The organism is Bradyrhizobium sp. P3_C3 (assembly GCF_056402655.1).
Window position 1 is genome coordinate 290,031 of sequence record NZ_JBFUGY010000003.1, and the last position, 23,991, is coordinate 314,021.

The following is a 23,991-nucleotide window of genomic DNA, read 5'->3' on the forward strand; positions in this document are numbered from 1 at the left end:
CCCCAAAGCTTCCTGACGGCATCATGGCTAATCGCGATGGCGGTTGCAACCTGCGGAGGTGTGATCTGTGTGCGAGATTACGATGCGAGATTTTTGCGCGTCGCTGCTCCGCACTCCGTCATTGCGAGGAGCTCTTGCGACGAAGCAATCCAGGCTGCCTCCGCGGAGAAAGTCTGGATTGCTTCGCTGCGCTCGCAATGACGGGTGTGGCGGCAGTTGCGCGCACGCCTCCGGCAATGTCTCCCGGGCGACCATGGAACTCATCAACCCCCTTTATTCGCCATTGACAAACTCATTCGCCAATATCTAATTTACCCCCAATAACCAGCCGCGCCAAGCGGCCAATAAGAGAGGGATCGACGATGAGAGGGCTTTTGGCCTGCACCTTGCTCGCGGCCATGACTTCGGCTGCCATGACCACGGCGGCGCGCGCGCAAGTCTCCGATGACGCGGTGCGGATCGGCGTGCTGACGGATTTGTCGAGCTGGGGCCGTGACAACAGCGGGCCGGGATCGGTCGAGGCGGCCAAGATGGCGGTCGAGGAGTTCGGGCCGACCGTGCTCGGCATGCCGATCGAGATCATCAGCGCCGACCATCAGATGAAAACCGACGTCGGCGTGCAGATCGTGCGCGGCTGGTTCGACAACGGCAAGGTCGACGCGGTCGTCGACATCCCCAACTCCGGCATCGCGATCGCCGTGCACAACATGGTGCGCGAACGCAACAAGATCGCGCTGCTCTCCGGCCCCGGGGCGAGCTCACTGACCGACGAGCTGTGCAGCCCGAACACCGTGCACTTCACCTACGATACCTACGCGCTGTCCAAGGTGACGGCCTCCGCCGTGATCAAGGAAGGCGGCAAGTCCTGGTACTTCATCACCGCGGACTATGCCTTCGGCCAGCAGCTCGAAAAGGACGCCTCGCGGTTCATCAACGAGATGGGCGGCAAGGTGCTGGGCGGCGTGAAGCATCCGACCAACACAGCCGACTTCTCCTCCTTTGCGCTCCAGGCGCAGAGTTCGAAGGCCGACGTGGTGGCGTTCGCCAATGCCGGCCAGGACACCGACAACGCCATCAAGCAGTCCGGCGAGTTCGGCCTGGTGCAGGGCGGCCAGAAGCTGGTCGGTCTCCTGATGTTCGACACCGACGTGCATGCGGTCGGCCTGAAGGCCGCGCAGGGCACCTACATGACAACGGCGTCCTACTGGAACATGGACGAGGCGACCCGCGCCTGGTCGAAGAAATTCTACGAGCGCACCAAGGTGATGCCGACCATGATCCAGACCGGCGTCTACGGTTCGGTGCTGCATTATCTGAAGGGCATCAAGGCCGCCGGCACCGACGATCCCGCCAAGGTCATGGCCAAGATGCGCGAGCTGCCGATCGAGGATACCTTCGTGCATGGCGGCAAATTGCGCGAGGACGGCCGCGTCATCCGCGACATGTATCTCGCCAAGGTGAAATCGCCCGAGCAGTCCAAGGAGCCGTGGGACTATCTGGAGATCGTCAAGACCGTGAAGGGTGAGGACGCCTTCCGCCCGGTCTCCGAATCCAAATGTCCGCTGCTGAAGAAATGAGGCCCGCATGACCGGCAACGAGCGCAACGCAATTGAGACTTACGAGTGCGATGTGCTCGTGGCCGGATCGGGTGCCTCCGGCATGTCGGCCGCGATCACCGCGGGTTATCGCGGCCTCGACGTGCTGATCGTCGAGAAGGAGCCGCGCTTCGGCGGCACCACCGCCCGCTCCGGCGGCTGGCTCTGGATCCCCGGCACCTCGCTGGCGAAGGCCTACGGCATCGAGGAGGCGCCGGAGCAGGCCCGCACCTACCTGCGGCACGAAGCCGGCAACAATTTTGATGCCGCGCGGGTCGACGCATTCCTGAGTGCGGGTCCGGAAGCGGTCGATTTCTTCACCACCAGGACCGCGCTGCGCTTCGACATGCCGCTCGTGTTTCCCGACTATCACGCCGAAGCGCCGGGCGGCGCCCAAGGCGGCCGCTCCATGGTGACGCGCCCGTTCGACGGCCGCGAGCTCGGTGACCAGATCAAGACGCTGGGTATGCCGCTGCCCGAGCTGACCGTGTTCGGCATGATGCTCGGCTCCGGCAAGGAGATCATCCATTTCATGCGCGTGACGAAGTCGCTGACCTCGGCGGTATACGTCGCCAAGCGCCTGTCACGGCACCTGATGGACGTGCTGCGCTATGGCCGCGGCATGACCTTGACCAACGGCAACGCGCTCGCCGGGCGCCTCGCAAAATCCGCACAGGATCTGAAGATTCCGATGTGGCTGTCCTCGCCGGTGCGCAAGCTGACGGTCGAGAACGGCGCGGTCACGGGTGCCATTGTGACTCGCGAAGGACGCGAGATCCGCATTCGCGCGCGCCAAGGCGTCGTGCTCGCCTGCGGCGGCTTCCCGCATGACGTCGAGCGCCGCAAGAAGATGTTTCCACACGCACCGACCGGCCATGAGCATTATTCGCCGGGACCGGCCGGCAACACCGGCGACGGCCTGCGCCTTGCAGAGAGCGCCGGCGGGCATGTCGAGGATCGTCTGCCGAACGCGGCGGCCTGGGTGCCGGTGTCGGTGACCAAACGCAAGGACGGTTCGAGCGGAGTGATGCCGCATTTCATCGACCGCGCCAAACCCGGCGTGATCGCGGTGATGCGCGACGGCAAGCGCTTTGCCAATGAGGGCAATTCCTATCACGACTTCGTCCAGGCCATGATCAAGGCCGCCAAGCCCGGCGAGGAGATCGCGGCATTTCTCGTCTGCGATCACCCGACGCTGCGCAAATACGGCCTCGGCTGCGTGCCGCCGTTCCCGATGCCGCTCGGTCATCACCTCGATACCGGCTATCTCATGCGTGGCGACACGCTGGAGACGCTGGCGGCAAAGGCCAGCATCGATGCGACGGCGTTCACCGAGACGGTCAGGCAGTTCAATGCGACTGCGCCGCTAGGGCACGACGCCGCCTTCGGCAAAGGTTCAAAAGCCTATAACCGCTACCAGGGCGACGCCATGCACGGCCCGAACCCCTGCATCGCGCCGATCGAGAACGGCCCGTTCTACGCCATCAAGATGGTGATCGGAGATCTCGGCACCTATGCCGGCATCGTCACCGACGAGAACGCGCGGGCGCTGGACGCCGAAGGCCGGGTGATTCCCGGGCTCTATGCCGCCGGCAACGACATGACGAGCATCATGGGCGGCAATTATCCCGGTGCCGGCATCACGCTTGGGCCGGCGCTGACCTTCGGCTACATTGCCGGCCGTCATCTCGCCGACAGCGCCGCGAAGCGCAACGCGGCGTAAGCCACGCGCCAGGAGACGCATGAAGAGAGAAAGCCGCGGCATCCAGTCGATCGAGGTCGGCGGAGAATTGCTTCGTGCGCTCGCGAGATGCGGCGAACCGATGATGCTGCGCGATCTCGCGCGCGAGGCCGGCATGACGCCGGCCAAGGCGCATCCCTATCTCGCCAGCTTCTCCCGCATCGGGCTGATCGAGCAGGACGAGACCACCGGCCGCTACGAGATCGGCGCGCTGGCGCTGGAGCTCGGCCTGATCAGCCTGCGCCGGCTCTCCGGCGTGCGGATCGCGCGTCCGAAGATCGCAGCGCTCGCAAGTCAGATCGGCCATGCCGTCTCGCTCGCGGTCTGGGGGACGCACGGCCCGACCGTGGTGCAGCTCGAAGAGCCGGGCCAACCCGTTCACATCGTGATGCGCGCCGGTTCGGTGATGGCGCTCTTGGAGACCGCGACCGGCCGCGCCTTTGCGGCGTTCCTGCCGGAGAAGACGATCAACGCGGCGCTCGAGAGCGGCCTCGACCGTCACGGCGTCGGCTACAATCCGAAGCGGGCGGTGAAGGGCGCGAAGGTCGCCGAGATGCTCACGGAGGTCCGCAAGCACGGCCTCGCCCGCGCGCTTGGTGATCCCCTGCCCGGCGTCAATGCATTCTCGGCGCCGGTCTTCGATCATTCCGGCCATGTCGCACTGGTGATCACCGCGATGGGGCCGGAAGGCACGTTTGATGCGCGCTGGGACAGCCCGATCGCCCATGCCCTGCGCGACTGCGCCGGCGGCATCTCGAAGCGGCTCGGCTACGGGATGACGATCGCGGCGGAGTGAGGCCTGTTAGGCCGGCGACACGCGCACCTCCTCCGCGGAGATCGATCCGCTGTCGACGACGAGCGCGACGGCGCCGCTGGTCAATGGGAGATCGCCCGTGTCCTGAACGCTGAAGAGTTTTTTACCATCGGCATGGGCTTCGATGTCGCTTCCGGCCACGCGCAGCTCAATCCGATATCTCCGGTCAAGCTGCCAGTCGAAGCGTTCGCTGGCGAGCACGAGTTCGTCATGCACGCGCTTGACCAAACGGACGCGGCCGCCCTCGGCACGGTCGAACATCAGCGCGTAATAGCGCTCGCGTCCCTGCACCCGCGCCGCGAGGCCCCAGGCGTTCGCCAGCAGCGGCATGATCTCGGACGTTACGCGATAATCCTTCCAGTCGCGCGTACCTTGCGCGATGAAGCCGAGCCCGTCGCCATTGGTAACGCGCAGGCCCTCCCAGCGGGTCTGGAACTGGCTGACATTGTTGACCCAGGCGTGCTTCCACATCGTGCTCCGATTGTTGTCCGGCCGCTTCAGCACGGTGTCAGGCGCGCCACCCCAGGTCAGATAGTCGAGATAGAGCGTGCCATCGACGCCGAGCGGATCGCGCGTTTCGATCTCCACTCCGATCTCGAAGATCGGATAGGCATGGGTCTCCGGCACCTCCCAGCTCAGCACGGCGTGACAGCCGCCGGTCAGTTCCTGCGCATCGCCGTAGATCTGGATCAGCTCGTCGTGCTCGTCATAGACGCTGGAAAACAGCCGCACCGCCACGGTGCCGCTATCCGCCTCCGATTCGATCCGGCACTCGACCCGTTGCCCCGAATACAGCGTCGGACAGGCCACAAGCTGGTAGGTCGGCATCGTAAACACCTCCTTGTCGAAGAAGGTGGGGCTCGCAACGCGTGCCACGCGTCCGGGGGCCAGACGGCGGAAGTCGATCGCCAGACTCCGCTCCCCAGTGCGGCTGTGGCCGGCGACATTGCTGAGCTCGACCTCGTGGAGCCGTGCGGGCGAGCCGCCCTTCACGTGGAAGCCCTGCAGGCTGCCCGGAAAGTTGAAGTTGAAGCGCGCGCCGTCCTTGGCGACCGCCAGCGCCGGCGCACCGGCGAGCGCAAGCCCGGCCGCGACCAGCGACTGCGTCTCGATCACGGCGTCGGAGATCGCAGCGCCACCATCGGCCGTCGAGATGTACATGCGGTCGGCGATGGGGGTGCGGAAGTCCGGCCCGGCGTCGAGGCCGGCAAGTCCGGTGCGGATGCCGAACAGGCAGCCGACATTGCCGGCGTTGCAGTCGGTATCCCAGCCGGCCGTGTTGGCGATGCGCATCGCCTCCTGAAGGCTGTTCCCGCCGTAGAGCGTCGCCAGAATGATCAGCGCGTGGTTGGGCACGACATGGCAATTGCCGAGGAATTTGTCGTAGCCGTAACGTTCGGCGATCAGCGCACGGGTCCGTTCCCAGTCGTTGCCGTTGTCGCCGGCGTGCCATTCCCGGACGTCGTTGACGACGCGCCGGATCAGCGCGTCCTTCGGCACGAAGCCGAGCCCGACATCAATCAGCTTCTGCACGTCGTGCTCGACGAAGGCCAGCGCCTCCATCGCCGCGAGCAGTTTTGCGGCATGTACGGATTCACCATCATGGCTCACGCGCCCGGCCTGCTCGGCCAGATAAGCGGCCTGCTCCGGATTACCCGGGCTCACCATCGCCCAGCCGTCGATGAAGATTTGCGCACCGATCTGCTCGGCTACGGTCGTGCCGTTCAGCTCGATCGAGCCGCTCTGCGGCGCCGGGATACCGGACTTCAGCCGCAGATAGGCGGTGTGCTCGGTGGAATTGCCGATGCCACCCCACCACAGGATGGCGCGCTCCTCGACGATGTAGTTCAGCCAGGCTTGCCCGATCTGCTTCGAGGTGAGACGCTTCGGATAGCCATTGTCGGCAAGCGCGCGGGGAAACGCAAAAGTGCCAGAGACGTCGTCGTCGGTAACGACGAGATGATGGGATCGCAACGCGACGTCACGACGCTCGTTGACATAGTAGTTGATCGGCCCGAGCTCCTTCATGATGCGCTCATAGGTCCAGCCCTCGAAGGGCCGGCCGAGGTAGACACCGATGAGCTTGCCAAGCACGCCGGCATAGACCCGCTCCGCGTAGTCATGAGGAATAGCTGTCACGAGTTCACTCCCATATCCAATTGCTTGGCTCGCGGGTCAAACCGACGAGCGCTTCATGATCTCGAATTTCAATTCATGGCTCCGGCCCGGCGCCGCGAGCCCGCCCGGTTGCAACCGCTTGACCAACGTCTCCGCCGCAAGCGCGCCGAGATCGAACTCCGGTTGCCGCACCGTGGTGAGCCCGAGCAGCTTTGCGACCGGGATATCGTCGAAGCCAGCGATTGCAATGTCGCTGGGGATCGAGAGCCCGGAAGCACGCGCCGCCTCCATCGCACCGAGCGCCAGCACGTCGCTCGCGCCGAACACGGCGGTCGGGCGATCGCCCTTTCTTTCGAGCAGCCGCTTCATCGCACGCGCGCCGGATTCCTCGGAATAGGCGCTGTCGGTAATGAAATCAGGCGCAAGTCCCGCTTCCCGCATCACCGCGCCGTAACCCTGCGCGCGCCGCTGGCTCGGGCCGAACTCGGCCTGGATCATCGCGATACGCCGGTGCCCGCGCGCAATCAGAAGCCGCGTCATTTCCGCGGCCGCTTCGGCATTGTCGATATAGACGCTGTCGATCGCGAGCGGTCCGTCCGGCTTGTGCTGGCTCTCCAGCCGCACCAGCGGGATGCCCTTACGCGCGAGCACGGCGAGCTGGGGCGCCCGCAGATGAAAGAACGTTGCGACGACGCCATCGGCCCGTCCCTGGAGCAGCCAGTCGATGGCGCGGGCCTCGCCTTCCGGCCGCCCGTCGGTGTCGAAGATCAGGACGTCATAGCCAGCCGGCGCCGCGACCGTCTGCAATCCCCGGACGAGGCCTGGATAGAACGGATTGGTGATATCTGGAATGACACAGGCAAACGTCATGGTCCGCGCGCTGCGCAGCATCCGCGCCGGATGGTTCGGCTGGTAACCCAGATCCTGTGCGACCTGAAGAATGCGCGTGCGCGTCGCAGGCGGAACGGACGGCGTCTCCGTCTTGTTCAGGACAAGCGACACCGCGGCCTGCGAAACACCGGCCGCGAGCGCGATATCCTTCTGCGTGGGGCGGGCTGGCGCCTGCTTGTCGCGCCCCTTCCCCCGCTTCGTCCTCGTTGTTGACGTCGCCATTTGGCTTAGTTATACGTATTACTAAAGGAAAATCAACAATCACCCGCCAATGACCTGAGGAAACCGAGGTTCATCGCCATGACCATGACCCGACGCCAGCTTGTTGCCGCCATCCCCGCTGCCGCGCTTGCCGTTAGCTTGCCGCGCGACGTTCGCGCCGAGGACGGGCGCAAGGTCGTGACTTTCTGGTTCGGCCAGGCGAATTCGGACGGCCAGGCCGCTCTGCGCAACGATCTGGTCGAGGCGTTCAACGCCTCGCAGGACAAATATCTGCTCCAGCTCGAGGTGAAGGGCGCCGCCGTCAACAACCTCCTGAAGGTCGCACTCGTCGCCGGTAACGGCCCGGACATCGTGCAGACAGCGGGTCCCGCCTATCTCACCGCGATCGCGAATGCCGGCCAGGTGCTGCCGCTCGACGATTTCGCCGAGAAGTACAAGTGGAAGGATCGCTTCCTGGCGCCGCTGCTCAACACCAGCGTCTACGGCGGCAAGCTCTACGCGCTGCCGCGCGACTACGAGTCGATGCACCTGTTCTATAACAAAGAGCTGTTCAAGCAGAACGGCTGGAAGCAGCCGACCAACCGGCAGGAGATGGAGGCGATCGCAGACGCAGCGCTCGCCAAAGGCATCATCCCCTTCGGCGCCGGCAATGCCGACTGGAAGGGCGTGAACGAGTGGCTGATGACGGTGTTCTTCAACAACGTCGCTGGCCCCGACAACGTGCGCAAGGCACTTGCCGGCGAACTGCCCTGGACCGCGCCGCCGTTCGTCGAGGCGGTCGAACTGTCAAAGGCGTGGTACAACAAGGGCTATTTCGGCAAGAACTATTTCTCGCTGACCATCGAGCAGAGCTTCCTCCAGGTCGTCAACGCCAAGGCGGCGATGGCGTTCAGCGGCACCTGGTCGTTCGGCACCAAATCCTACGGCATGTCGAAGCCCGATACCGTGATGGACGTCATGCCGACGCCGACCCTCGGCTCGGCCTTCACGGGATCACTGGTACATCTCGCCTGCGGCGCGACGCTGTCGATCGCCAAGAACTCGCAGAATGCGGAAGGCGCAGCCGCAGTGTTCGAGTTCATGCTGACGCGCAAGTTCTACGAGACCATGAACCGCGACTGGCCCGGCAAATGGGCACTCCCGGTCAAGGAGCTGCCGCCGGACATGCTCCAGGGCATCGGCTATCCCCTATTCGAGAAGACGATCGCGAATCTGCACGAAGCGTTCAGCAAGGGGCAGTACGGCTTCACCACCTGGACGTTCTGGCCCGGCGCCACCAACTCCTATCTGATCGAAGGCATCGAGCAGGTCTGGCTCAACAAGATCACGCCGGACGCTTACCTCACGCGGATGCAGACGCTCTTCAGCCAGGAAGCAAAGGAAGGCAAGGTGCCGCCGCTGCCGCCGCGGACGGCCTGACGCACGATGGGGCTCTTCGCGCTTCCAGCGCTCCTGATTAACGTCTGCATCATCCTGGTTCCCGCCGTACTGACATTCACGGCGGCGTTCTTCATGTGGGACGGTGTCGGAAAGCCGGCGTGGGCGGGACTGACCAACTTCCAGAACATGTTCGCCGATCCCGTGTTCTGGTCGGCGCTGACAAATAACTTCATCTGGACGGCGATCTTCCTCACCGTGCCGGTCTGCCTCGCGCTCGTGATGGCAGCGGCGCTGCTGATGGCGCCGAAGGCGCGCATCGTGGTCCAGTCCATCATCTTCCTGCCGCGCATCATCGCTGTCGCAGTCACGGGCCGCATCTTTCAGGGCATGATCTTCAGCCCCGCGACCGGCGTCGTCGCCTGGTTGAACGAGCACGGCTTTTCGATCTCCGATCCCCTCGCCGATCCCGACCGCTCGCTCTATGCTGTCGCCGCGGTCGACATCTGGCACTGGTGGGGCTTTCTCGCGGTCGTGTTCCTGTCGGCGATGCGGCAGATCAGCATCGACCAGATCGAAGCCGCGCGGCTCGACGGAGCCGGCTTCTTTGCTTTGTTCCGCTACGTTCTGATCCCGGGCATCCGCCCGACGCTGACCTTGATGCTGATCCTGACCGTGATCTGGTCGTTCCAGGTCTTCGAATTCATCTTCATCGTCACCCGCGGCGGCCCCGCCTATGGCAGCGAGGTGCTGGCGACGTTTGCCTACCGCCACGCCTTCTTCGAAGGCGACGTCGGCCAGGCTGCAGCCGCCGCCTGCGTCATGAGCCTGTTCGGCCTGTGTGCCACCGCCGTCTATCTCTGGCTCCAGATCACCGACGACGCGCAATCGACATGATCGGGAATCGCTGGAGCAGGACAATCAGCCTCGGGCTGATCGGTATCGCATCGTTCAGCTCGCTGCTGCCGATCGTGCTTGCCGTGATGAACGCACTGAAGACGACGGTCGAGATCGGCAGCAACCCGCTCGCGCTGCCGACGCAGCTGCACTGGGAGAACTTTTCCTCGGCCTGGCGCAACGCCCAGCTTGGCCCGAGCCTGCTGCACAGTGCCGAAGTCGCGATCCTGACCATTCTGATGGTGTGCGTCACCGCGACGCCCTGCGCCTATGTGCTGGCGCGGCAGAAGGGGAAATTCTGGCGTTTCATCACCTTCTACTTCATGGCCACGATCACCGTGCCCGTGCAGCTCTATCTCTACCCGCTCTACTTCATCTTCGCGAAGCTCGGGCTGGTCAATTCGATCCCCGCGGTGGCGCTGATCTACACGGCGATGTTCTCGCCGTTTGCGATTTTCCTCTTGCGCACCTACGCGCTCGCGATTCCCGTCGCGCTCGAGGAAGCAGCCCAAGTTGACGGCGCAAAGCCGTGGCAGACCTTCTGGTACGTGATCCTGCCGATGATGCGGCCCGGGCTGCTCACGGTCGCCATCATCGTCGGGCTGAACGCCTGGAACGAGTTCGTCATCGCCGTGACGTTCCTGCAGAACGACAGCAACGTCACCGCGATCGTGCGCTTCTACAATCTGACCGGCCAGTATTCGACCGACTGGGGCGAGATGCTGGCCGCAGCCGTCACCATCGTGCTGCCGATCGTTGCGATCTTCGTGCTGCTGCAGCGTCAGTTCATCGACGGCATGACGTCGGGCGCGGTGAAGTCTTGAAGCCCTACTTCTCCTTCACCGGCACCGTGTAGTTCAGGATCAACCGCCCACCATCCGGATAGATCGTCTGCCCGGTGATGTAAGACGCGTCATCACTCGCAAGGAACGCCACGACAGAGGCGACCTCGCTCGGCTCGCCGCCACGGCCAGCCGGCGTGCGTGACATCACCGTCTTGCGGGCATCCTCCGAGGTGTAGATGGACGACGCCACCATGTCGGTCAAAATCGTGCCCGGCCCGACTGCCACGACGCGGATGTTGTGCGGGGCGAGCGCGACCGCGGCGACCGAGGTCAGCTGCTTCATACCGCCCTTGGAGATGGCGTAGGTCGCAAGCGTCGGGATCGCCAGCAGCGCGTTCACCGAGGACATGTTGATGATGACCCCGCCGCCGCCCTGCGCGATCATCTGCTTTGCCGCGGCCTGCACGCCGAAGAACGCGCCCTTCAGGTTGATGCCGATGATTTCGTCGAATTCCTCTTCGGAAATCTCCAGGATGTCGCGGTTGCGGGCGACGCCGGCATTGTTGACCATGATGTCGAGCCGGCCGAATTCCCTGACCGCGGTCGCCACCGCGCGATCGACGTCCGCACGCCGCGCGACGTGACATGGCACGGCATACAATTCCTTGGGCTTGCCCAGCTCGTTGACCGTCTTCTCGAGCTCATCCGTATCGACGTCCGAGATGACGACCTTGACGCCGTCGTCGAGGAACCGCTTTGCGCACGCCTTGCCAATGCCGCGCGCCGCGCCGGTGATGACGGCGACCTTGCCGGATAGTTTCATGGGTCTCACTCCAGGATAGCTGCTTGGGCAGCGAGCTATCCCGGAGAGGACCCCGGTTCAAGCCGCCGCGAAGCCGAGATGAGCACGGAACCGGTTCTTGATAAAGACGGCATCGCGCGAGGGCAGCGAGCGCGGCGGATTTTCGGCCAAAACCTTGACGACAAAAAGCCGCGGGCCATCGGCCGGTCCGGCGATCTGCGCGGCGAGGCGTTGCACCTCCTCGAGCGTCCGCACGGTTCCGGTCGCGGCGAAGCTGCAGGCGGCGGCAATTGCCGTGAGATCGACGCCGCGGTCGGTGTGGCTCGCCTGCATGCCGGTCTCGCCAAAATGCTGATTGTCGATCACGACGATGTCGAGATTGCGCGGGCGCGCGACGCCGATCGTGGCTATGCCGCCGAGCCCCATCAACTGCTCGCCATCGCCCGTCAACGCAAGGACACGCTTGCCCGGCTGCGCCTGCGCGAGCCCAAGAGCGATCAGCGCGGCGCCACCCATTGCGCCCCAAAGATAAAAATTGCCGTCGTGATCCCCCACGGAATGCAGGTCATAGGTGGGCGAGCCGAGACCGGAGACGACCAGCGTGTCCTTGCGGTCCTTCAGGAGCGCGGCGACAGCGGCGCGACGATCGAGTTGAGCTTGCATTGGCATCACCACTTCTTCTTGCCGATCAGGCGCTGCCCGATCAGAACCGCGATCTGCTGATCGGACTCGTAGGCGAGCGACGCCGCCGATTCGACGGTCTCGACCAGATCCTCCGCCGTCTCCGCGCGCATCACCTTCAGGCCGATCGCTTCCAGCGACGGCTGCGTCGCCCGGCTCATCGGCACCTGCCACGGATTGAATTCGGCCCATTCACCGCGCATCGTCACCAGCATCAGCAGCGGAAAGCGGCCGATCGCCGACAGCGACAGCATGTTGATGCAATTGCCGACGCCGCTCGACTGCATCAGCAGCACGCTGCGCTGGCCACCAAGCCAGGCGCCCGCGGCGATGGCGATGCCCTCCTCCTCGGTCGTCAGCACGTTGGTGGTGACATCGCGGTCGGCCGAGAACATGCGGATGAGCTGGCTGTGGCCGGCATCCGGCACGTACGACATCTGCCGCACGTCGGCCGCCTTGAGGACGCGATAGAGCTCGGACGGCCAGTCGTCACTGCTGCGCGCTTCGGGATTCGGTTCAGGGCTGTGCACCGCGAGGTCTCCATGAGATTCGGGCAGACGCTAGCGATTATTCCGCGCGACGGCTCTGACCGTCTGGCACGATCAGGTATTGAAGGATTGTATAGCTGCCTTTTCCGTTGTCGCCTGGACCAGAGCACGATGCGCATGACTGCGCCCTCTCCCCTTGTGGGAGAGGGCATCACCGCAGGAAGATACAAACTCATTGGGGTGAGGGGTATCTCTCGGCGCATTCATATGCATCGATATGCGCGGAGAGATACCCCTCATCCGGCGCTTCGCGCCACCTTCTCCCGCATCCGCCTTCGCCAAGGCTTCGGCGGACATGAGGGGAGAAGGGAAGAAAGAATCCTAGTTCGCCGCGGACCTCGCCGCAGCCGGCATGTAGATCTGCGCGTAGCCTTCCTTGATCGCCGAGGTGATGCGATCCAATCGGCGGTCGATGTGCTTCTCCAGCACCGAGACGCAAGCCTCTTCGTCGCGCGCCTTCAGTCCTTCGACGACCGCGCGGTGTTCGGCCTGGGTGTTGGAGCGATTGATGCGGTCCATGTCGATCCAGCGCACGAAGCGAATGCGGGCGTTGACGTTGCGCAGCACGCGCAGCATCTCGGCGTTGTTCGACATTGCCATCAGCCGCTCGTGAAAGGTCTCGTCGAGTTCGACCAGCTCCACCGACGAACGCTCACCGGGATCGGGACCGGTGGCTTCGAGGAATTTCAGGAGCGCGTCGATGTCCTCGTCCCTGGCGCGCTTGATGGCGAGGCGGATCGAGGCGACCTCGATCGACTTGCGCAGCTCGTAGAGATCGAAGATCTCGTGCGCGTCGAGCTCGCGGCAGAAGAAGCCCTTGCCCGGCGTGAAGCGCAGGAAGCCTTCGGTGTTGAGACGGTTGAGCGCTTCGCGCAGCGGCGTGCGGCTGACGCCGAGGCGTTTTGCCAGCTCGCCCTCGTTGAGCCGTTCGCCCGGCTTGAACTCATAGCTCACGGCCATCGCCTTGAGCTGTTCATAGACGCGATCGACGATACTATCGGAAGCCAGTTCCACGTTGCTCTTCATAAGCTGCATTCATGCCCGAACACAGCCCAATATACCGGGGCTGCATGGACGATTGCAATCCAAACAGCTGCCTAGCACATCTTGTGCAGAGCTTTGCGACAGCCGGACTCAGGCAAACGCGCGCGGGCGCAGTCCAGCATGAAACCAGGTAATCATGGAATAGATGTCGTAGACCGGCAGGCCAACTTCGGCCTGCAGAGCTGCCGCATAAGGCGGCATGTTGGTGCATTCGAGCACGATGGCGCCGACATCCGGATTTTTCGCGACCAGCTCCTTGCCCGCCTCGACCACGTCACGCTCGGCCTGGGCCACATTCATGTCGTCCTTCTCGGCCTTGATCAGGACGCGAAAAAATTCCTTGCCGTGCTCGGTGCCGACCAGCGGCGTATCGAGCGGCACGCCGGCGCCTTCGAGATGGGCCGGCGTCAAGGTCGAACCTGATACCGTGACGAGGCCGACGCGCTTGCCTGGGGGCAAGGTCGCCTGCACCCACGGCACCTGCATCAGCGACGAGGTCGCGACGGGAACGCCGACGGCCGCCGCGATCTCCTTCTGAAACAGCGAGAGGAAGCCGCAATTGGTGGTGATGGCTTCCGCGCCCAACCGGACCAGATCCTTCGCCGCCTCGATGAAATCCGGCAGCAGGCCGGCGGCACCCTTCAGTACCACCTTCTCCGGCGAAGCGCCGCTCACCACCCGATAGAGCACGGGGAACGGCCAGGTCGTGCCGTTGCCCATGTCGCCGGGAATGCGGGGAAAGCGCGCTTCCAGCATCAAAATGCCGAGCGGCGCGCCATAGATGGCCTTGCCGCCGCGGGCGATGCGAGAGGACGAGTTGGCTGGATAGGTCATGTTGCGTTCTCAGAGGAAGCGAGTGGGCGCGAACGGCGCGAGCGGAATCTCCGGCTGCTTGCCGCTCAGAAGCTGCGCGACCAGACGGCCGGTGCGGGCCGATCCGACCAGGCCGACATGGCCATGGCCGAAGGCGTAGACGATATCGCGCGAGGCACGCGCATGGCCGATACAGGGAAGGCCGTCCGGCATGCTCGGCCGATGACCGAACCATGTTTTGATGCGCGAGGGGGGAATGTCCTTCGGCAGCTTTGGGAACATGCTGAAGAGGTTGTTGCGCAAGATTTCGGCGCGCTTCCAGTTCGGCGCGGCCTCGAGGCCCGCGATCTCGACCGTGCCCGCGGCGCGCAGGCCCTTGTCGGTCCAGTTCACCACCATGCTGACGTCGGACGCCATCATCGAGCTGCGCGGACCCGATTCCGGGTTCTCGATCATGACGTGATAGCCGCGCTCGGTTTCGAGCGGCAAGGGATCGCCGACGGATGCGGTGAGCTGTTTTGACCGCGCGCCGGCGGCGACCACCGCGGCATCGCAAGCAATCTCACCGGTCTCGGTGAGAACGGCAACGAGCTTGGTGCCTGAAAGCTTCAGACCGGTCGCCCTGGCATGAACGAGCTTGGCACCGCTCGCGAGCGCATGCTGGGCCAGCGCCGCAACGTAAGCGCCGGGATCGCGGCAGCGGCCGGCTTCCTCCACCACCACGCCAAAGGTGTAGCGCGGATGCAGATCCGGCTCGCGCTGACGCATCTCGTCGGCGTTCAGCTCCATCCATTCGACGCCGACCTTCTTGCGCAGGCGCCAGCCGAGATTGCTGTCGAAATTGCCGCGCGACGGGAATACGTGCATCACGCCGTTGCGCTCGACCAACTCGGGCACGCCCGCTTCTTCCGCGAGCTTCTTGTGCAGCAGCGGCGCGTCCTTCAGCAGATCGCGCAGCGCAAACGCCGTCTTCTCGACCCGTGCCTCGGTCCAGCCCGAGAGCAAATACTTGATCAGCCAGGGCAGCGCCTTCGGCAAGTAAGACCAGCGGATCGCGAGCGGGCCGAGCGGGTCCATCAGATAACCCGGCACCTTCTTCCAGAGGCCCGGTTCGGCCGGCGGAATCACCGAATGGGAGGAGAGCCAGCCGGCATTGCCGTAGCTCGCCGCCTGTTCGCCACCGGGCTCGCCTGCGTCGATCAGCGTGACGCGATGCCCCTCGCGCAGCGCCTCGATGGCGCTGATCACGCCGACCGCGCCGGCTCCGATGATAGCGACGTGGCGGCCTTCCGACATCGGCTACGCCTTCACCGCCGGCGCGAAATCCTTGCCGACCGAGATCGCGCGCGGATCGATGATGCAGTGGAGGATCGACGGCTTGCCCGAAGCGAGCGCGCGCTCGAACGCCGGCGCAAACTCTTCGGTGCGCTCGACGCGCTCGCCATGGCCACCGAATGCCTTCGCATACATCGCGAAGTCAGGGTTCTTGAGCTGAGTTCCGACCACGCGGCCGGGATAATCACGCTCCTGGTGCATACGGATGGTGCCGTATTGCGAGTTGTCGACGACGATGACCACCAGCGGCGCGTCGTACTGCACGGCGGTCGCGAATTCCTGGCCATTCATCAGGAAGCAGCCATCACCGGCAAAGGCGACGACGACGCGATCCGGATATTGCCGCTTTGCAAGCACCGCGGCCGGCACGCCATATCCCATCGAGCCCGAAGTCGGCGCGAGCTGGGCGGCAAAGCTGTGGAAACGGTGATGGCGATGGATCCAGCCGGCATAGTTGCCGGCACCGTTGCAGACGATCGCGTCCTTCGGCAGGCGGTCGCGCAGCCAGGTCATGACCTGGCCGTACTGGAATGTGCCCGGCAGCTCACGCGCCTTGTCGGTCCAGGCAAGGTAATCGGCATGCGCCTTGGCGGCCTCACCCTTCCAGGCAACGGCGCCAGCGGGCTTCAGCGTTTCGACGGCGGCCGCGAACGCGGCAGGCGTCGCCTGGATCGCGAGCGCCGGCTGGTAGACGCGGCCGAGCTCTTCCGAGCCCGGATGCACGTGGATCAGCTTCTGCTTCGGCGTCGGGATGTCGAACAGTGTGTAGGACGAGGACGGCATCTCCGACATGCGGCCGCCGATCAGGAGAATGACGTCGGCGCCATCGATACGCGCCTTCAGGCCAGGGCTCGGCCCGATGCCGAGATCGCCGGCATAATGCGAATGATCGGCGTCGATCAGCGAGGCCCGGCGGAACGAGGTCGCGACCGGCAGGTCGAACCGCTCGGCAAAGCGCGCGATGCTCTTGGTCGCCTCATCCGTCCAGCGCGAGCCGCCGAGGATGACGAGCGGCGCCTTGGCGCTCGCGAGGATGGCGCCGACGCGCTCGAGATCTGATGGTGCCGGCCAGCTCACGGCCGGCTCGATGCGCATGGCATCGGCAACGGCCGCCGTCTCGGTCAGCATGTTCTCCGGCAGCGCGATCACCACGGGACCCGGACGGCCCTGCATGGCGACGCGGAAGGCACGCGCGACCAGCTCCGGAATGCGATCGGGGCGATCGATCTCGACGGCCCACTTCGCCATGGTGCCGAACACCGCCTTGTAGTCGAGCTCCTGGAACGCCTCGCGCTCGCGCATGCCGGTGTCGACCTGTCCGACGAACAGGATCATCGGCGTCGAATCCTGCATCGCGATGTGGACGCCGTGGCTGGCATTGGTGGCACCGGGGCCGCGGGTGACGAAGCAGATTCCGGGACGGCCGGTGAGCTTGCCATAGGCTTCCGCCATCATCGCAGCACCACCCTCGGCGCGGCAGATCACGACGTCGATCGGGCTGTCATGCAGCGCGTCGAGTGCCGCGAGGTAGCTCTCGCCCGGCACGCAGGTGACGCGCTCGACGCCTTGGGCGACGAGCTGATCGATCAGGATCTGGCCCCCGGTGCGGGTGTTGCGAATGGTCATGACAGCTCCCTGCAGGCTTTGGCGATGCGCATCACGGCCTCGCGCAAGTTTTGTTCCGAGGTGGCGTAGGACAGGCGGAAATAAGGTGCAAGGCCGAAACAGCTGCCCGGCACCACGGCCACGTCATGCCTCTCCAGCAGGAAGCGGCAGAACGCGGCATCGCTATCGATAACGGTCCCATCCTGCGTGCGGCGACCGATCAGGCCGGCGCAGCTCGCATAGGTATAGAACGCCCCTTCCGGCCGGCGGCAGTTGACGCCGTCGATGGCATTGAGCGCATCGACCACGATGTCGCGGCGGCGCTGGAACGCGGTGCGACGCTCAATCAGGACATCCTGCGGGCCGGTCAGCGCGGCGATCGCAGCGGCCTGGCTCACCGAGGAGGGATTGGTCGTGCTCTGGCTCTGCACCACCGCCATCGCCGCGATCAATTCGCGCGGACCGCCGCCGTAGCCAACGCGCCAGCCGGTCATGGCGTAGGCCTTGGAAACACCATTCACGGTCAGCGTGCGTGATTTCAGGCTCGGCTCGAGCGCCGCTGCGGTCACGAACGGCATGCCGTCATAGATCAGGTGCTCGTAGATATCGTCCGCCATCAACCAGACATGCGGATGGCGCTTGAGCACATCCAGGATCGGGCGAAGCTGCGCGGCCGAATAGGCGGCCCCGGTCGGATTGGACGGCGAGTTCAGCAGCAGCCAGCGCGTCTTCGGTGTGATCGCGCGTTCGAGATCGGCGGCGTCGAGACGAAAGCCGTTCTCCTCGCGGCAGAGCACATCCACCGGCGTGCCGTCGGCGATGCGCACCATGTCGGCATAGCTGGTCCAGTACGGTGCGGCGAGAATCACCTCGTCGCCGGGACTGAGCGTCGCCATGAAGGCGTTGTGGATCACCTGCTTGGCGCCGGCGCCTGCGGTGATCTCGTCGGCGGCATAGACGAGATCGTTCTCGCGGCGGAATTTCTCGGCGATCGCCGCCTTCAATTCCACCGTGCCGTCGAGGATGGTGTATTTGGTCTGCCCCGCGCGGATGGCGCGCATCGCCGCGTCCTTGGCATGATCAGGCGTATCGAAGTCAGGCTCGCCGGCGCCCAGCACGATCACCGGTCGCCCCTCGCGCTTCAGCCGCTGCGCGACCGCGCCGATCTTGAGGATCTCGGAGACGCCGATCGCGCTGATGCGCTGGGCGGGACGGAAGGTCGATGCGGGCGCCTGGACGGTCACGGCCGAGCCTCAACTGCGCGCGGCGATCGCGATCACTTCGATACGGAAGGCGGGATCGGCAAGCTCGACCTTGCCGCAGGCGCGGGTCGGCGTATTGCCCGGCACGACCCAGGCATCATAGACCGCGTTCATGGCGTCGAAATCGTCCATGGTCTTGAGCCAGACCTGCACGCTGAGCAGGCGGGACTTGTCGGTGCCGGCGCGAGCCAGCATGTCGTCGACCTTCGCCAGCGCCTCTTTCGTTTGCTGGGTGATATCGGCGGTCTTGGTGTCCGCCACCTGACCTGCGAGGAAAACGAGATCACCGAACACGGAGGCGCGGCTGCGGCGGGCGTTCTGGTCGATGCGGGTGATATCAGACATGGGATGTCCCTAGCTTTTACTTGCCGGTGGCGATGATGCGGCGGCAGTGGTCGAGCGCCGCGCCGATGAGATTGTCGCTCGCCTCGGGCGTGCGGAACGCCGAATGCGCCGACAGCGTCACGTTCGGCAGCTTGGTTACGGGATGCCCCGCCGGCAGCGGCTCGACGGTGAAGACGTCGAGGCCGGCATGCGCGATGTGGCCTGAACGCAGCGCGTCAAGCATCGCGTCCTCGTCGACGACAGCGCCGCGCGCGGTGTTGATCAGGATGCTGCCTTTACGCATCTGGGCGATGCGCTCACGCGACAGAAAACCCTTGGTCTCGTCGTTGAGCAGGAGGTGCAGCGAGATGACGTGGCTCTCGGCCAGCAGCTTCTCCAGCGAAACGAACTCGACGCCGGGATGCGTCTTCGGCGTCCTGTTCCAGGCGATCACCTTCATGCCGCAGCCTGCCGCCATACGCGCGGCTTCCGCGGCGATGCCGCCAAAACCGATCAGCCCGAGCGTCTTGCCGGTGAGCTGAACCGCGTCACGGCGCAGCCAGTTGCCCTCGCGCATGCCGCGATCCATCTCGCCAAAGCTCTTCGCGGAAGCCCACATCAGCGCGATCGCGCATTCGGCAACCGCGGTGTCGCCATAACCCTTGATGGTGTGGACGGAGATGCCGCGCTCAGCGAGCTCTTCCGGATTCATGTAGCTGCGCGCGCCGGTGCCGAGGAAGACGACGTGCTTCAGCTTCGCGCACTTCTCGGCAATCGCTGATGGCACCGCCGTGTGGTCGACGATCATGATCTCGGCATCGCCGAGCAGGCCGGGCAGATCGTCGGGCTTGATCGAGGGATTGCGGTTGATGCCGACCGGCAGGCTCGCAGAGCGCAGCAGCTTGTCGGTCACCGCCGCCAGGGTCTCGTTCGCATCGACGAATAGGGCGCGCACAGGCCTCTCCTTCAGCTCACTTCCATATTGCGTTCAGTCTTGTATTCAGACTTAAATGCAATTTACAACCCCTCCCCATCAGGAATTTTGCGCAATCCTGCCAAGATATTGGGCTCATTTCTGCCTTGCCGCCCAAATGGCCAGCAACTCGAAATACCGTATTGCATTTTATCCTGAATACAGAAATAGTCCAGAGGCCGGACACGATCCGACCCAGATTCCAGGGAGACAGAGACCATGAATCGCAGGGATGCTCTCACCACCGTCGCGCTGGCAGGCGCAGCGTTCGCCGCCGCGAGCGGCCCGGCCAAGGCCGATGCGCCGACCTCCACGCTCGACCGCATCAAAAAGAATGGCGTGCTGCGCGTCGCCGTCATCGTCGGCCAGGAGCCCTATTTCCATAAGGACCTCGCCACCAACGAATGGTCGGGCGCCTGCATCGACATGGCCAAGGACATCGCCGGCAAGCTGGGCGCCAAGGTCGAGACGCTGGAATCGACCTGGGGCAACCAGATCCTCGATCTCCAGGCCGACAAGGTCGACCTCGCCTTCGCCGTGAACCCGACGCCGGAGCGCGCGCTCGTCATCGACTTCTCGACGCCGATCTATCCTGGTGCACTCCTTCACCGTCATCACCAAGAAGGGCTTTGCCAAGCCGCAGACCTGGGCCGAGCTCAACAAGCCCGAGGTCAAGATCGCCGTCGACATCGGCTCGACCCATGAGACGATCGCGCGCCGCTACTGCCCGAAGGCCACCATCCTCGGCTTCAAGAACCGCGACGAGGCGATCCTTGCGGTTGCGACCGGCCGCGCCGACTGCAACGTCTCGCTGGCCGTGCTCTCGGTCTCGACCCTGAAGAAGAATCCGAACCTCGGCGATCTCGCCATTCCGCGGCCGCTGCTGACGCTGCCGACCAACATGGGTATCCGCGCCGAGAGCGACCGCCGCTACAAGGATTTCCTCAGCGCCTGGGCCGACTACAACCGCGCGATGGGCCAGACCCGCGAATGGATGCTCAAGGGTTTTGAGGCGGTCGGCCTCACCGCCGACGATCTCCCGCCCGAAGTGCAGTTCTGACGGTCGATCGATGTACGTCTGGGACTTCGCGGCGCTCAAGCCGTATTGGGGCCTGATCTGCCAAGGGCTCCTGGTCACCGTGTATTACACGGTGACCACGGTGGTCGCGGGTCTCGCCATCGGACTGTTCGTCGGCATCCTGCGCACGACGGCTCCGCGCTGGGTCACGGTGCCGTTGCGTCTCTATATCGAGGTGTTCCGCTGCACGCCGCTGCTGGTGCAGCTGATCTGGGTCTACTATGCCCTGCCCGTGCTGATCGGCGTCGACATGTCGCCGGCGATGGCCTGCTTCATCGCGCTGTCGCTCTATGCCGGCTCGTTCTATGCGGAAATCTTCCGCGGCGGCATCGAGGCCGTCGACACCGGCCAGTGGGAGGCCGGCCGCGCGATCGGCATGCGCCGCGGCAAGATCTTTCGCCGCATCGTGCTGCCGCAGGCGACGCAGGTGATGATCCCCTCCTTCATCAACCAGACCATCATGCAGCTCAAGAACACCTCGCTGGTGTCGGTGGTCGCGGTCGGCGACCTGCTTTACCAGGGCACTGTCATCACGGCGTCGAGCTACAAGCCGCTCGAGGTCTACACCACGATCGCCGTGCTCTATTTCGTCGTGCTATTCCCGCTGACGCTGGTCGCCGACCGGGTCGAGCTGAAAATGGGAGCGCATCGATGAGTGCTCTGATCGCTGACAACATCCACAAGGCGTTCGGCGACCATGAGGTGCTCAAGGGCGTCTCGCTTTCGGTCGCACGCGGCGAGGTCGTCACCTTGATCGGCGCCTCCGGCTCCGGCAAATCCACCTTCCTGCGCTGCCTGAATCTCCTGGAAATGCCGCAGCAGGGCGAGCTTGCCATCGGCACGCACAAATTCGCCTTCGGCAAGGGCATGCGCGCCGCCGGCGATGCGCAGCTTGCGCTGCTTCGCCGCAGCGTCGGCATGGTGTTCCAGCATTTCAACCTGTTCCCGCACATGTCGGTGCTCGCCAATGTCACCGAAGGGCCGGTGCAGGTGAAGGGCATGGCGCGAAACGAAGCCGATGCGCTTGGCCGCGATTTGCTCGCCAAGGTCGGCCTCGCCGACAAGGCCGACGCCTTTCCGAGCCGCCTCTCCGGCGGCCAGAAGCAGCGCGTCGCGATCGCGCGTGCGCTCGCGATGAAGCCAGACGTGATGCTGTTCGACGAGCCGACCTCGGCGCTCGATCCCGAGCTTGTCGGCGAAGTCCTCTCCGTCATCCGCAGCCTCGCGAGCGAAGGCATGACCATGGTGCTGGTGACGCATGAGATGGCCTTCGCCGCCGACGTCTCCACCCGCGTCGGCTTCATGAACGACGGCATCATGGCCGAGATCGGCACGCCCGAAGAGACGATCCGCCAGCCGCGCAGCGAGCGGCTGAAGGCGTTCCTGGCCCGGTTTCACGAGACGCATTAGACTGCCGTCACGACCATCCCAAATCGGTGGGTAGATTATGAAACTCCGCGGCGGCTTCACGAACTACGGCGAGACCATCGGCATCCTGATGCTCGATACCCGCTTCCCGCGCCCGCGCGGCGACATCGGCAATGCGCTCTCCTATGATTTCCCGGTGCGCTACAAGATCGTGCGCGGCGCTCACGCCACAAGGATCATGGGCGACCATCCCGATCCCGCCCTGCTCGAGCCGTTCATCGCGGCGGCTCGCGAGCTGGAAGCCGACGGCGTCAAGGCGATCACGACGAGCTGCGGCTTCCTCGCGCCATTCCAGAAACAACTCGCGGCCGCCGTGAACATCCCGGTCTTCACCTCGAGCCTGATCCAGGCGCCGTTGATCCATGCCATGCTACCGCCGGGCAAGGTCATCGGCATCTTCACCGAACGCGGCCACCACATGAACGAGGGGCATTTCCGCGGTGTCGGCTGGTCGCCGGACGAGATCGCCGTCCAGATCCAGGGCATGAAGCCCGATGCGCAGTTTCCCGCAACCTACATTCTCGGCCGCGAGGAACTGGACACCGACGTGCTGCGCGCCGAGATGATCGAGATGACGGAAGCTTTCATGGCGTCCTGCAAAAACCCGGGCGCGATCCTGTTCGAATGCACCAACATGTGCCCGTTCTCGAAGGACGTTGCCGAAGTCTCGGGCCTTCCGGTGTTCGACATCAACACGTTGATCAATCTGTTCTACCGCGCGGCCAATCCGGTGCCGTTCCTGCGCTGAACGAGCCCCGCTGCCCCTCGTTGCCGGCCGGAACGAGACGCGTCAGGGCGTGACGGACGCGTCGGCCTCCCTCCCCTCCCGCTGAACCCAACCCGTCGCAATCGCGCTTGCCCAGCTGAGCATGCCTTTGCTGCGCGCCAGTGAGGCCATGGCCGCGGTGTCGTAGGGCACGTAGCGGATCGTCGCGGACCAGTCTGCGCTGGCATGCTCCAGAATCGCGTAGCACGCATGCGGCGTACCGACCTCGACCACGTAAGGAACGGGCGCCTTCCCGTCATAACCGGGCAAGCCGACGCTGCCGGGATTCACGACCAGCCGGCCATCCCTCAGGCGGACCACGCGCGGAATGTGCGTGTGGGCGCACAGGATGATCTCGGCGTCGATCCCCTCAGCTTCAGCCTCGATCGCGTCGATGCCGCTCGGGCGCGGGCAGCCGTCGTCGGCGATGTGGTCGAGCCAGAAAGCTGCGTCATCCCTTGGCGATCCATGGCACAGGAACACCCGTTCCTGATACGTGAGTGTGGACGGCATGCTTGCCATCCACTCGAAATGCTTGCGCGCGAGCTCACGGAAATCGCTGCGAGGGGAGCCGCCGGCCTCCCAGAGCTCGACGAGGATTCGATCCTGATCGCCCCGTATCGACGGAAAGCCTCGCGCCATCAACAGATCCGCGGTCCTGGCTGCCTCGAGCGGGCCACTGACGTGGTCGCCGAGGTTCACGACCTCGTCGATGCCGAGCATGGCAACGTCCGCAAGGACGGCTTCAAGTGCCGGACGATTCCCATGCACGTCCGCGATGGCAGCAAATCTCATTTGGCCCCTCCCATTCGGAATGGCCGATCGTTCTCGCTATGCGGGGGATGCAGGACTGGCTAGTCAATTTAGCTACGTCTCTTTAGCGGCATTTGTA

Annotated in this window: 22 protein-coding genes and 1 pseudogene; 10 read left to right on the plus strand and 13 right to left on the minus strand. The window is 64.6% G+C overall.

The features are described from left to right. Positions 1 to 362 precede the first annotated feature (362 nt). From AC1DW2_RS06005 to AC1DW2_RS06015, 3 genes are read left to right on the plus strand one after another with little or no spacing between them, the layout of a single operon-like run. Complete coding sequence (locus AC1DW2_RS06005) at positions 363 to 1,577, plus strand: ABC transporter substrate-binding protein (protein WP_477005432.1); 1,215 nt, start codon at positions 363 to 365, stop codon at positions 1,575 to 1,577. A gap of 7 nt (positions 1,578 to 1,584) precedes the next feature. Further along, the gene (locus AC1DW2_RS06010; protein ID WP_477005433.1) at positions 1,585 to 3,318 is read left to right on the plus strand and encodes an FAD-dependent oxidoreductase; all 1,734 of its coding nucleotides are present in this window, start codon (positions 1,585 to 1,587) and stop codon (positions 3,316 to 3,318) included. Between the two features lie 19 nt (positions 3,319 to 3,337). After that, positions 3,338 to 4,132 (plus strand): IclR family transcriptional regulator, encoded by a 795-nt coding sequence (locus AC1DW2_RS06015; RefSeq protein WP_063981360.1) that lies wholly within the window; start codon positions 3,338 to 3,340, stop codon positions 4,130 to 4,132. A gap of 6 nt (positions 4,133 to 4,138) precedes the next feature. On the opposite strand, the gene AC1DW2_RS06020 is transcribed toward AC1DW2_RS06015, so the two are convergent. Together AC1DW2_RS06020 and AC1DW2_RS06025 are read right to left on the minus strand one after the other, a co-directional pair. Then, positions 4,139 to 6,289 carry an ADP-ribosylglycohydrolase family protein gene (locus tag AC1DW2_RS06020; protein ID WP_477005434.1) on the minus strand — a complete coding sequence of 717 codons (2,151 nt, stop codon included), beginning with the start codon at positions 6,287 to 6,289 and terminating at the stop codon, positions 4,139 to 4,141. 36 nt (positions 6,290 to 6,325) lie between these two features. Continuing rightward, positions 6,326 to 7,381: a LacI family DNA-binding transcriptional regulator gene (locus tag AC1DW2_RS06025; RefSeq protein WP_477005435.1), complete on the minus strand. Its 1,056-nt coding sequence runs from the start codon at positions 7,379 to 7,381 to the stop codon at positions 6,326 to 6,328. A 78-nt stretch (positions 7,382 to 7,459) separates the two neighbouring features. Here AC1DW2_RS06025 and AC1DW2_RS06030 point away from each other — a divergent pair, with 78 nt between their 5' ends. From AC1DW2_RS06030 to AC1DW2_RS06040, 3 genes are read left to right on the plus strand one after another with little or no spacing between them, the layout of a single operon-like run. Further along, positions 7,460 to 8,800 carry an ABC transporter substrate-binding protein gene (locus AC1DW2_RS06030; protein ID WP_477005436.1) on the plus strand — a complete coding sequence of 447 codons (1,341 nt, stop codon included), beginning with the start codon at positions 7,460 to 7,462 and terminating at the stop codon, positions 8,798 to 8,800. Positions 8,801 to 8,806: 6 nt separating this feature from the next. Then, positions 8,807 to 9,655: a carbohydrate ABC transporter permease gene (locus AC1DW2_RS06035; protein ID WP_477005437.1), complete on the plus strand. Its 849-nt coding sequence runs from the start codon at positions 8,807 to 8,809 to the stop codon at positions 9,653 to 9,655. Further along, on the plus strand, positions 9,652 to 10,479 hold the full coding sequence (locus tag AC1DW2_RS06040) for a carbohydrate ABC transporter permease (protein WP_477005438.1): 828 nt from the start codon (positions 9,652 to 9,654) through the stop codon (positions 10,477 to 10,479). Before AC1DW2_RS06035 ends, AC1DW2_RS06040 begins: the two co-directional genes overlap by 4 nt. Before the next feature lie 4 nt (positions 10,480 to 10,483). Here the strand turns inward: AC1DW2_RS06040 and AC1DW2_RS06045 are convergent, their stop codons facing one another. The 10 genes from AC1DW2_RS06045 to AC1DW2_RS06090 form a co-directional block, all read right to left on the minus strand. Next, positions 10,484 to 11,263, minus strand: a complete 780-nt coding sequence (locus tag AC1DW2_RS06045) for an SDR family NAD(P)-dependent oxidoreductase (protein WP_038934859.1) — start codon at positions 11,261 to 11,263, stop codon at positions 10,484 to 10,486. Positions 11,264 to 11,320: 57 nt separating this feature from the next. Further along, positions 11,321 to 11,911 carry a thiamine pyrophosphate-dependent enzyme gene (locus tag AC1DW2_RS06050; RefSeq protein WP_477005439.1) on the minus strand — a complete coding sequence of 197 codons (591 nt, stop codon included), beginning with the start codon at positions 11,909 to 11,911 and terminating at the stop codon, positions 11,321 to 11,323. Next, positions 11,911 to 12,453 carry a thiamine pyrophosphate-binding protein gene (locus tag AC1DW2_RS06055; protein ID WP_477005440.1) on the minus strand — a complete coding sequence of 181 codons (543 nt, stop codon included), beginning with the start codon at positions 12,451 to 12,453 and terminating at the stop codon, positions 11,911 to 11,913. Before AC1DW2_RS06055 ends, AC1DW2_RS06050 begins: the two co-directional genes overlap by 1 nt. 339 nt (positions 12,454 to 12,792) lie before the next feature. Next, positions 12,793 to 13,497: a GntR family transcriptional regulator gene (locus tag AC1DW2_RS06060; RefSeq protein WP_477005441.1), complete on the minus strand. Its 705-nt coding sequence runs from the start codon at positions 13,495 to 13,497 to the stop codon at positions 12,793 to 12,795. Positions 13,498 to 13,605: 108 nt separating this feature from the next. After that, entirely contained in the window at positions 13,606 to 14,349 is a 744-nt protein-coding gene (locus tag AC1DW2_RS06065) for an aspartate/glutamate racemase family protein (protein ID WP_477005442.1), read from the minus strand. A gap of 9 nt (positions 14,350 to 14,358) precedes the next feature. After that, positions 14,359 to 15,624, minus strand: coding sequence for an NAD(P)/FAD-dependent oxidoreductase (locus AC1DW2_RS06070; RefSeq protein ID WP_477005443.1), 1,266 nt, complete (start codon positions 15,622 to 15,624; stop codon positions 14,359 to 14,361). A 3-nt stretch (positions 15,625 to 15,627) separates the two neighbouring features. Then, positions 15,628 to 17,289 carry a thiamine pyrophosphate-binding protein gene (locus AC1DW2_RS06075; protein WP_477005444.1) on the minus strand — a complete coding sequence of 554 codons (1,662 nt, stop codon included), beginning with the start codon at positions 17,287 to 17,289 and terminating at the stop codon, positions 15,628 to 15,630. Continuing rightward, on the minus strand, positions 17,286 to 18,512 hold the full coding sequence (locus tag AC1DW2_RS06080) for a pyridoxal phosphate-dependent aminotransferase (RefSeq protein WP_477005445.1): 1,227 nt from the start codon (positions 18,510 to 18,512) through the stop codon (positions 17,286 to 17,288). Before AC1DW2_RS06080 ends, AC1DW2_RS06075 begins: the two co-directional genes overlap by 4 nt. A gap of 9 nt (positions 18,513 to 18,521) precedes the next feature. Next, positions 18,522 to 18,875, minus strand: coding sequence for a RidA family protein (locus AC1DW2_RS06085; protein ID WP_028160714.1), 354 nt, complete (start codon positions 18,873 to 18,875; stop codon positions 18,522 to 18,524). Positions 18,876 to 18,891: 16 nt separating this feature from the next. Next, entirely contained in the window at positions 18,892 to 19,809 is a 918-nt protein-coding gene (locus tag AC1DW2_RS06090) for an NAD(P)-dependent oxidoreductase (protein WP_477005446.1), read from the minus strand. 237 nt (positions 19,810 to 20,046) lie between these two features. Here AC1DW2_RS06090 and AC1DW2_RS06095 point away from each other — a divergent pair. From AC1DW2_RS06095 to AC1DW2_RS06110, 4 genes and pseudogenes are all read left to right on the plus strand, one after another. Further along, a pseudogene (locus AC1DW2_RS06095) lies at positions 20,047 to 20,887 on the plus strand (transporter substrate-binding domain-containing protein). Between the two features lie 10 nt (positions 20,888 to 20,897). Then, positions 20,898 to 21,560, plus strand: coding sequence for an amino acid ABC transporter permease (locus AC1DW2_RS06100; RefSeq protein WP_166102640.1), 663 nt, complete (start codon positions 20,898 to 20,900; stop codon positions 21,558 to 21,560). After that, positions 21,557 to 22,315 (plus strand): amino acid ABC transporter ATP-binding protein, encoded by a 759-nt coding sequence (locus AC1DW2_RS06105; protein ID WP_071910031.1) that lies wholly within the window; start codon positions 21,557 to 21,559, stop codon positions 22,313 to 22,315. The genes AC1DW2_RS06100 and AC1DW2_RS06105 overlap by 4 nt, the downstream gene beginning before the upstream one ends. Positions 22,316 to 22,352: 37 nt before the next feature. Continuing rightward, positions 22,353 to 23,081, plus strand: a complete 729-nt coding sequence (locus AC1DW2_RS06110; RefSeq protein WP_477005447.1) for an aspartate/glutamate racemase family protein — start codon at positions 22,353 to 22,355, stop codon at positions 23,079 to 23,081. 42 nt (positions 23,082 to 23,123) lie between these two features. On the opposite strand, the gene AC1DW2_RS06115 is transcribed toward AC1DW2_RS06110, so the two are convergent. Further along, positions 23,124 to 23,894, minus strand: a complete 771-nt coding sequence (locus tag AC1DW2_RS06115; protein WP_071910027.1) for a metallophosphoesterase family protein — start codon at positions 23,892 to 23,894, stop codon at positions 23,124 to 23,126. Positions 23,895 to 23,991: the final 97 nt, after the last annotated feature.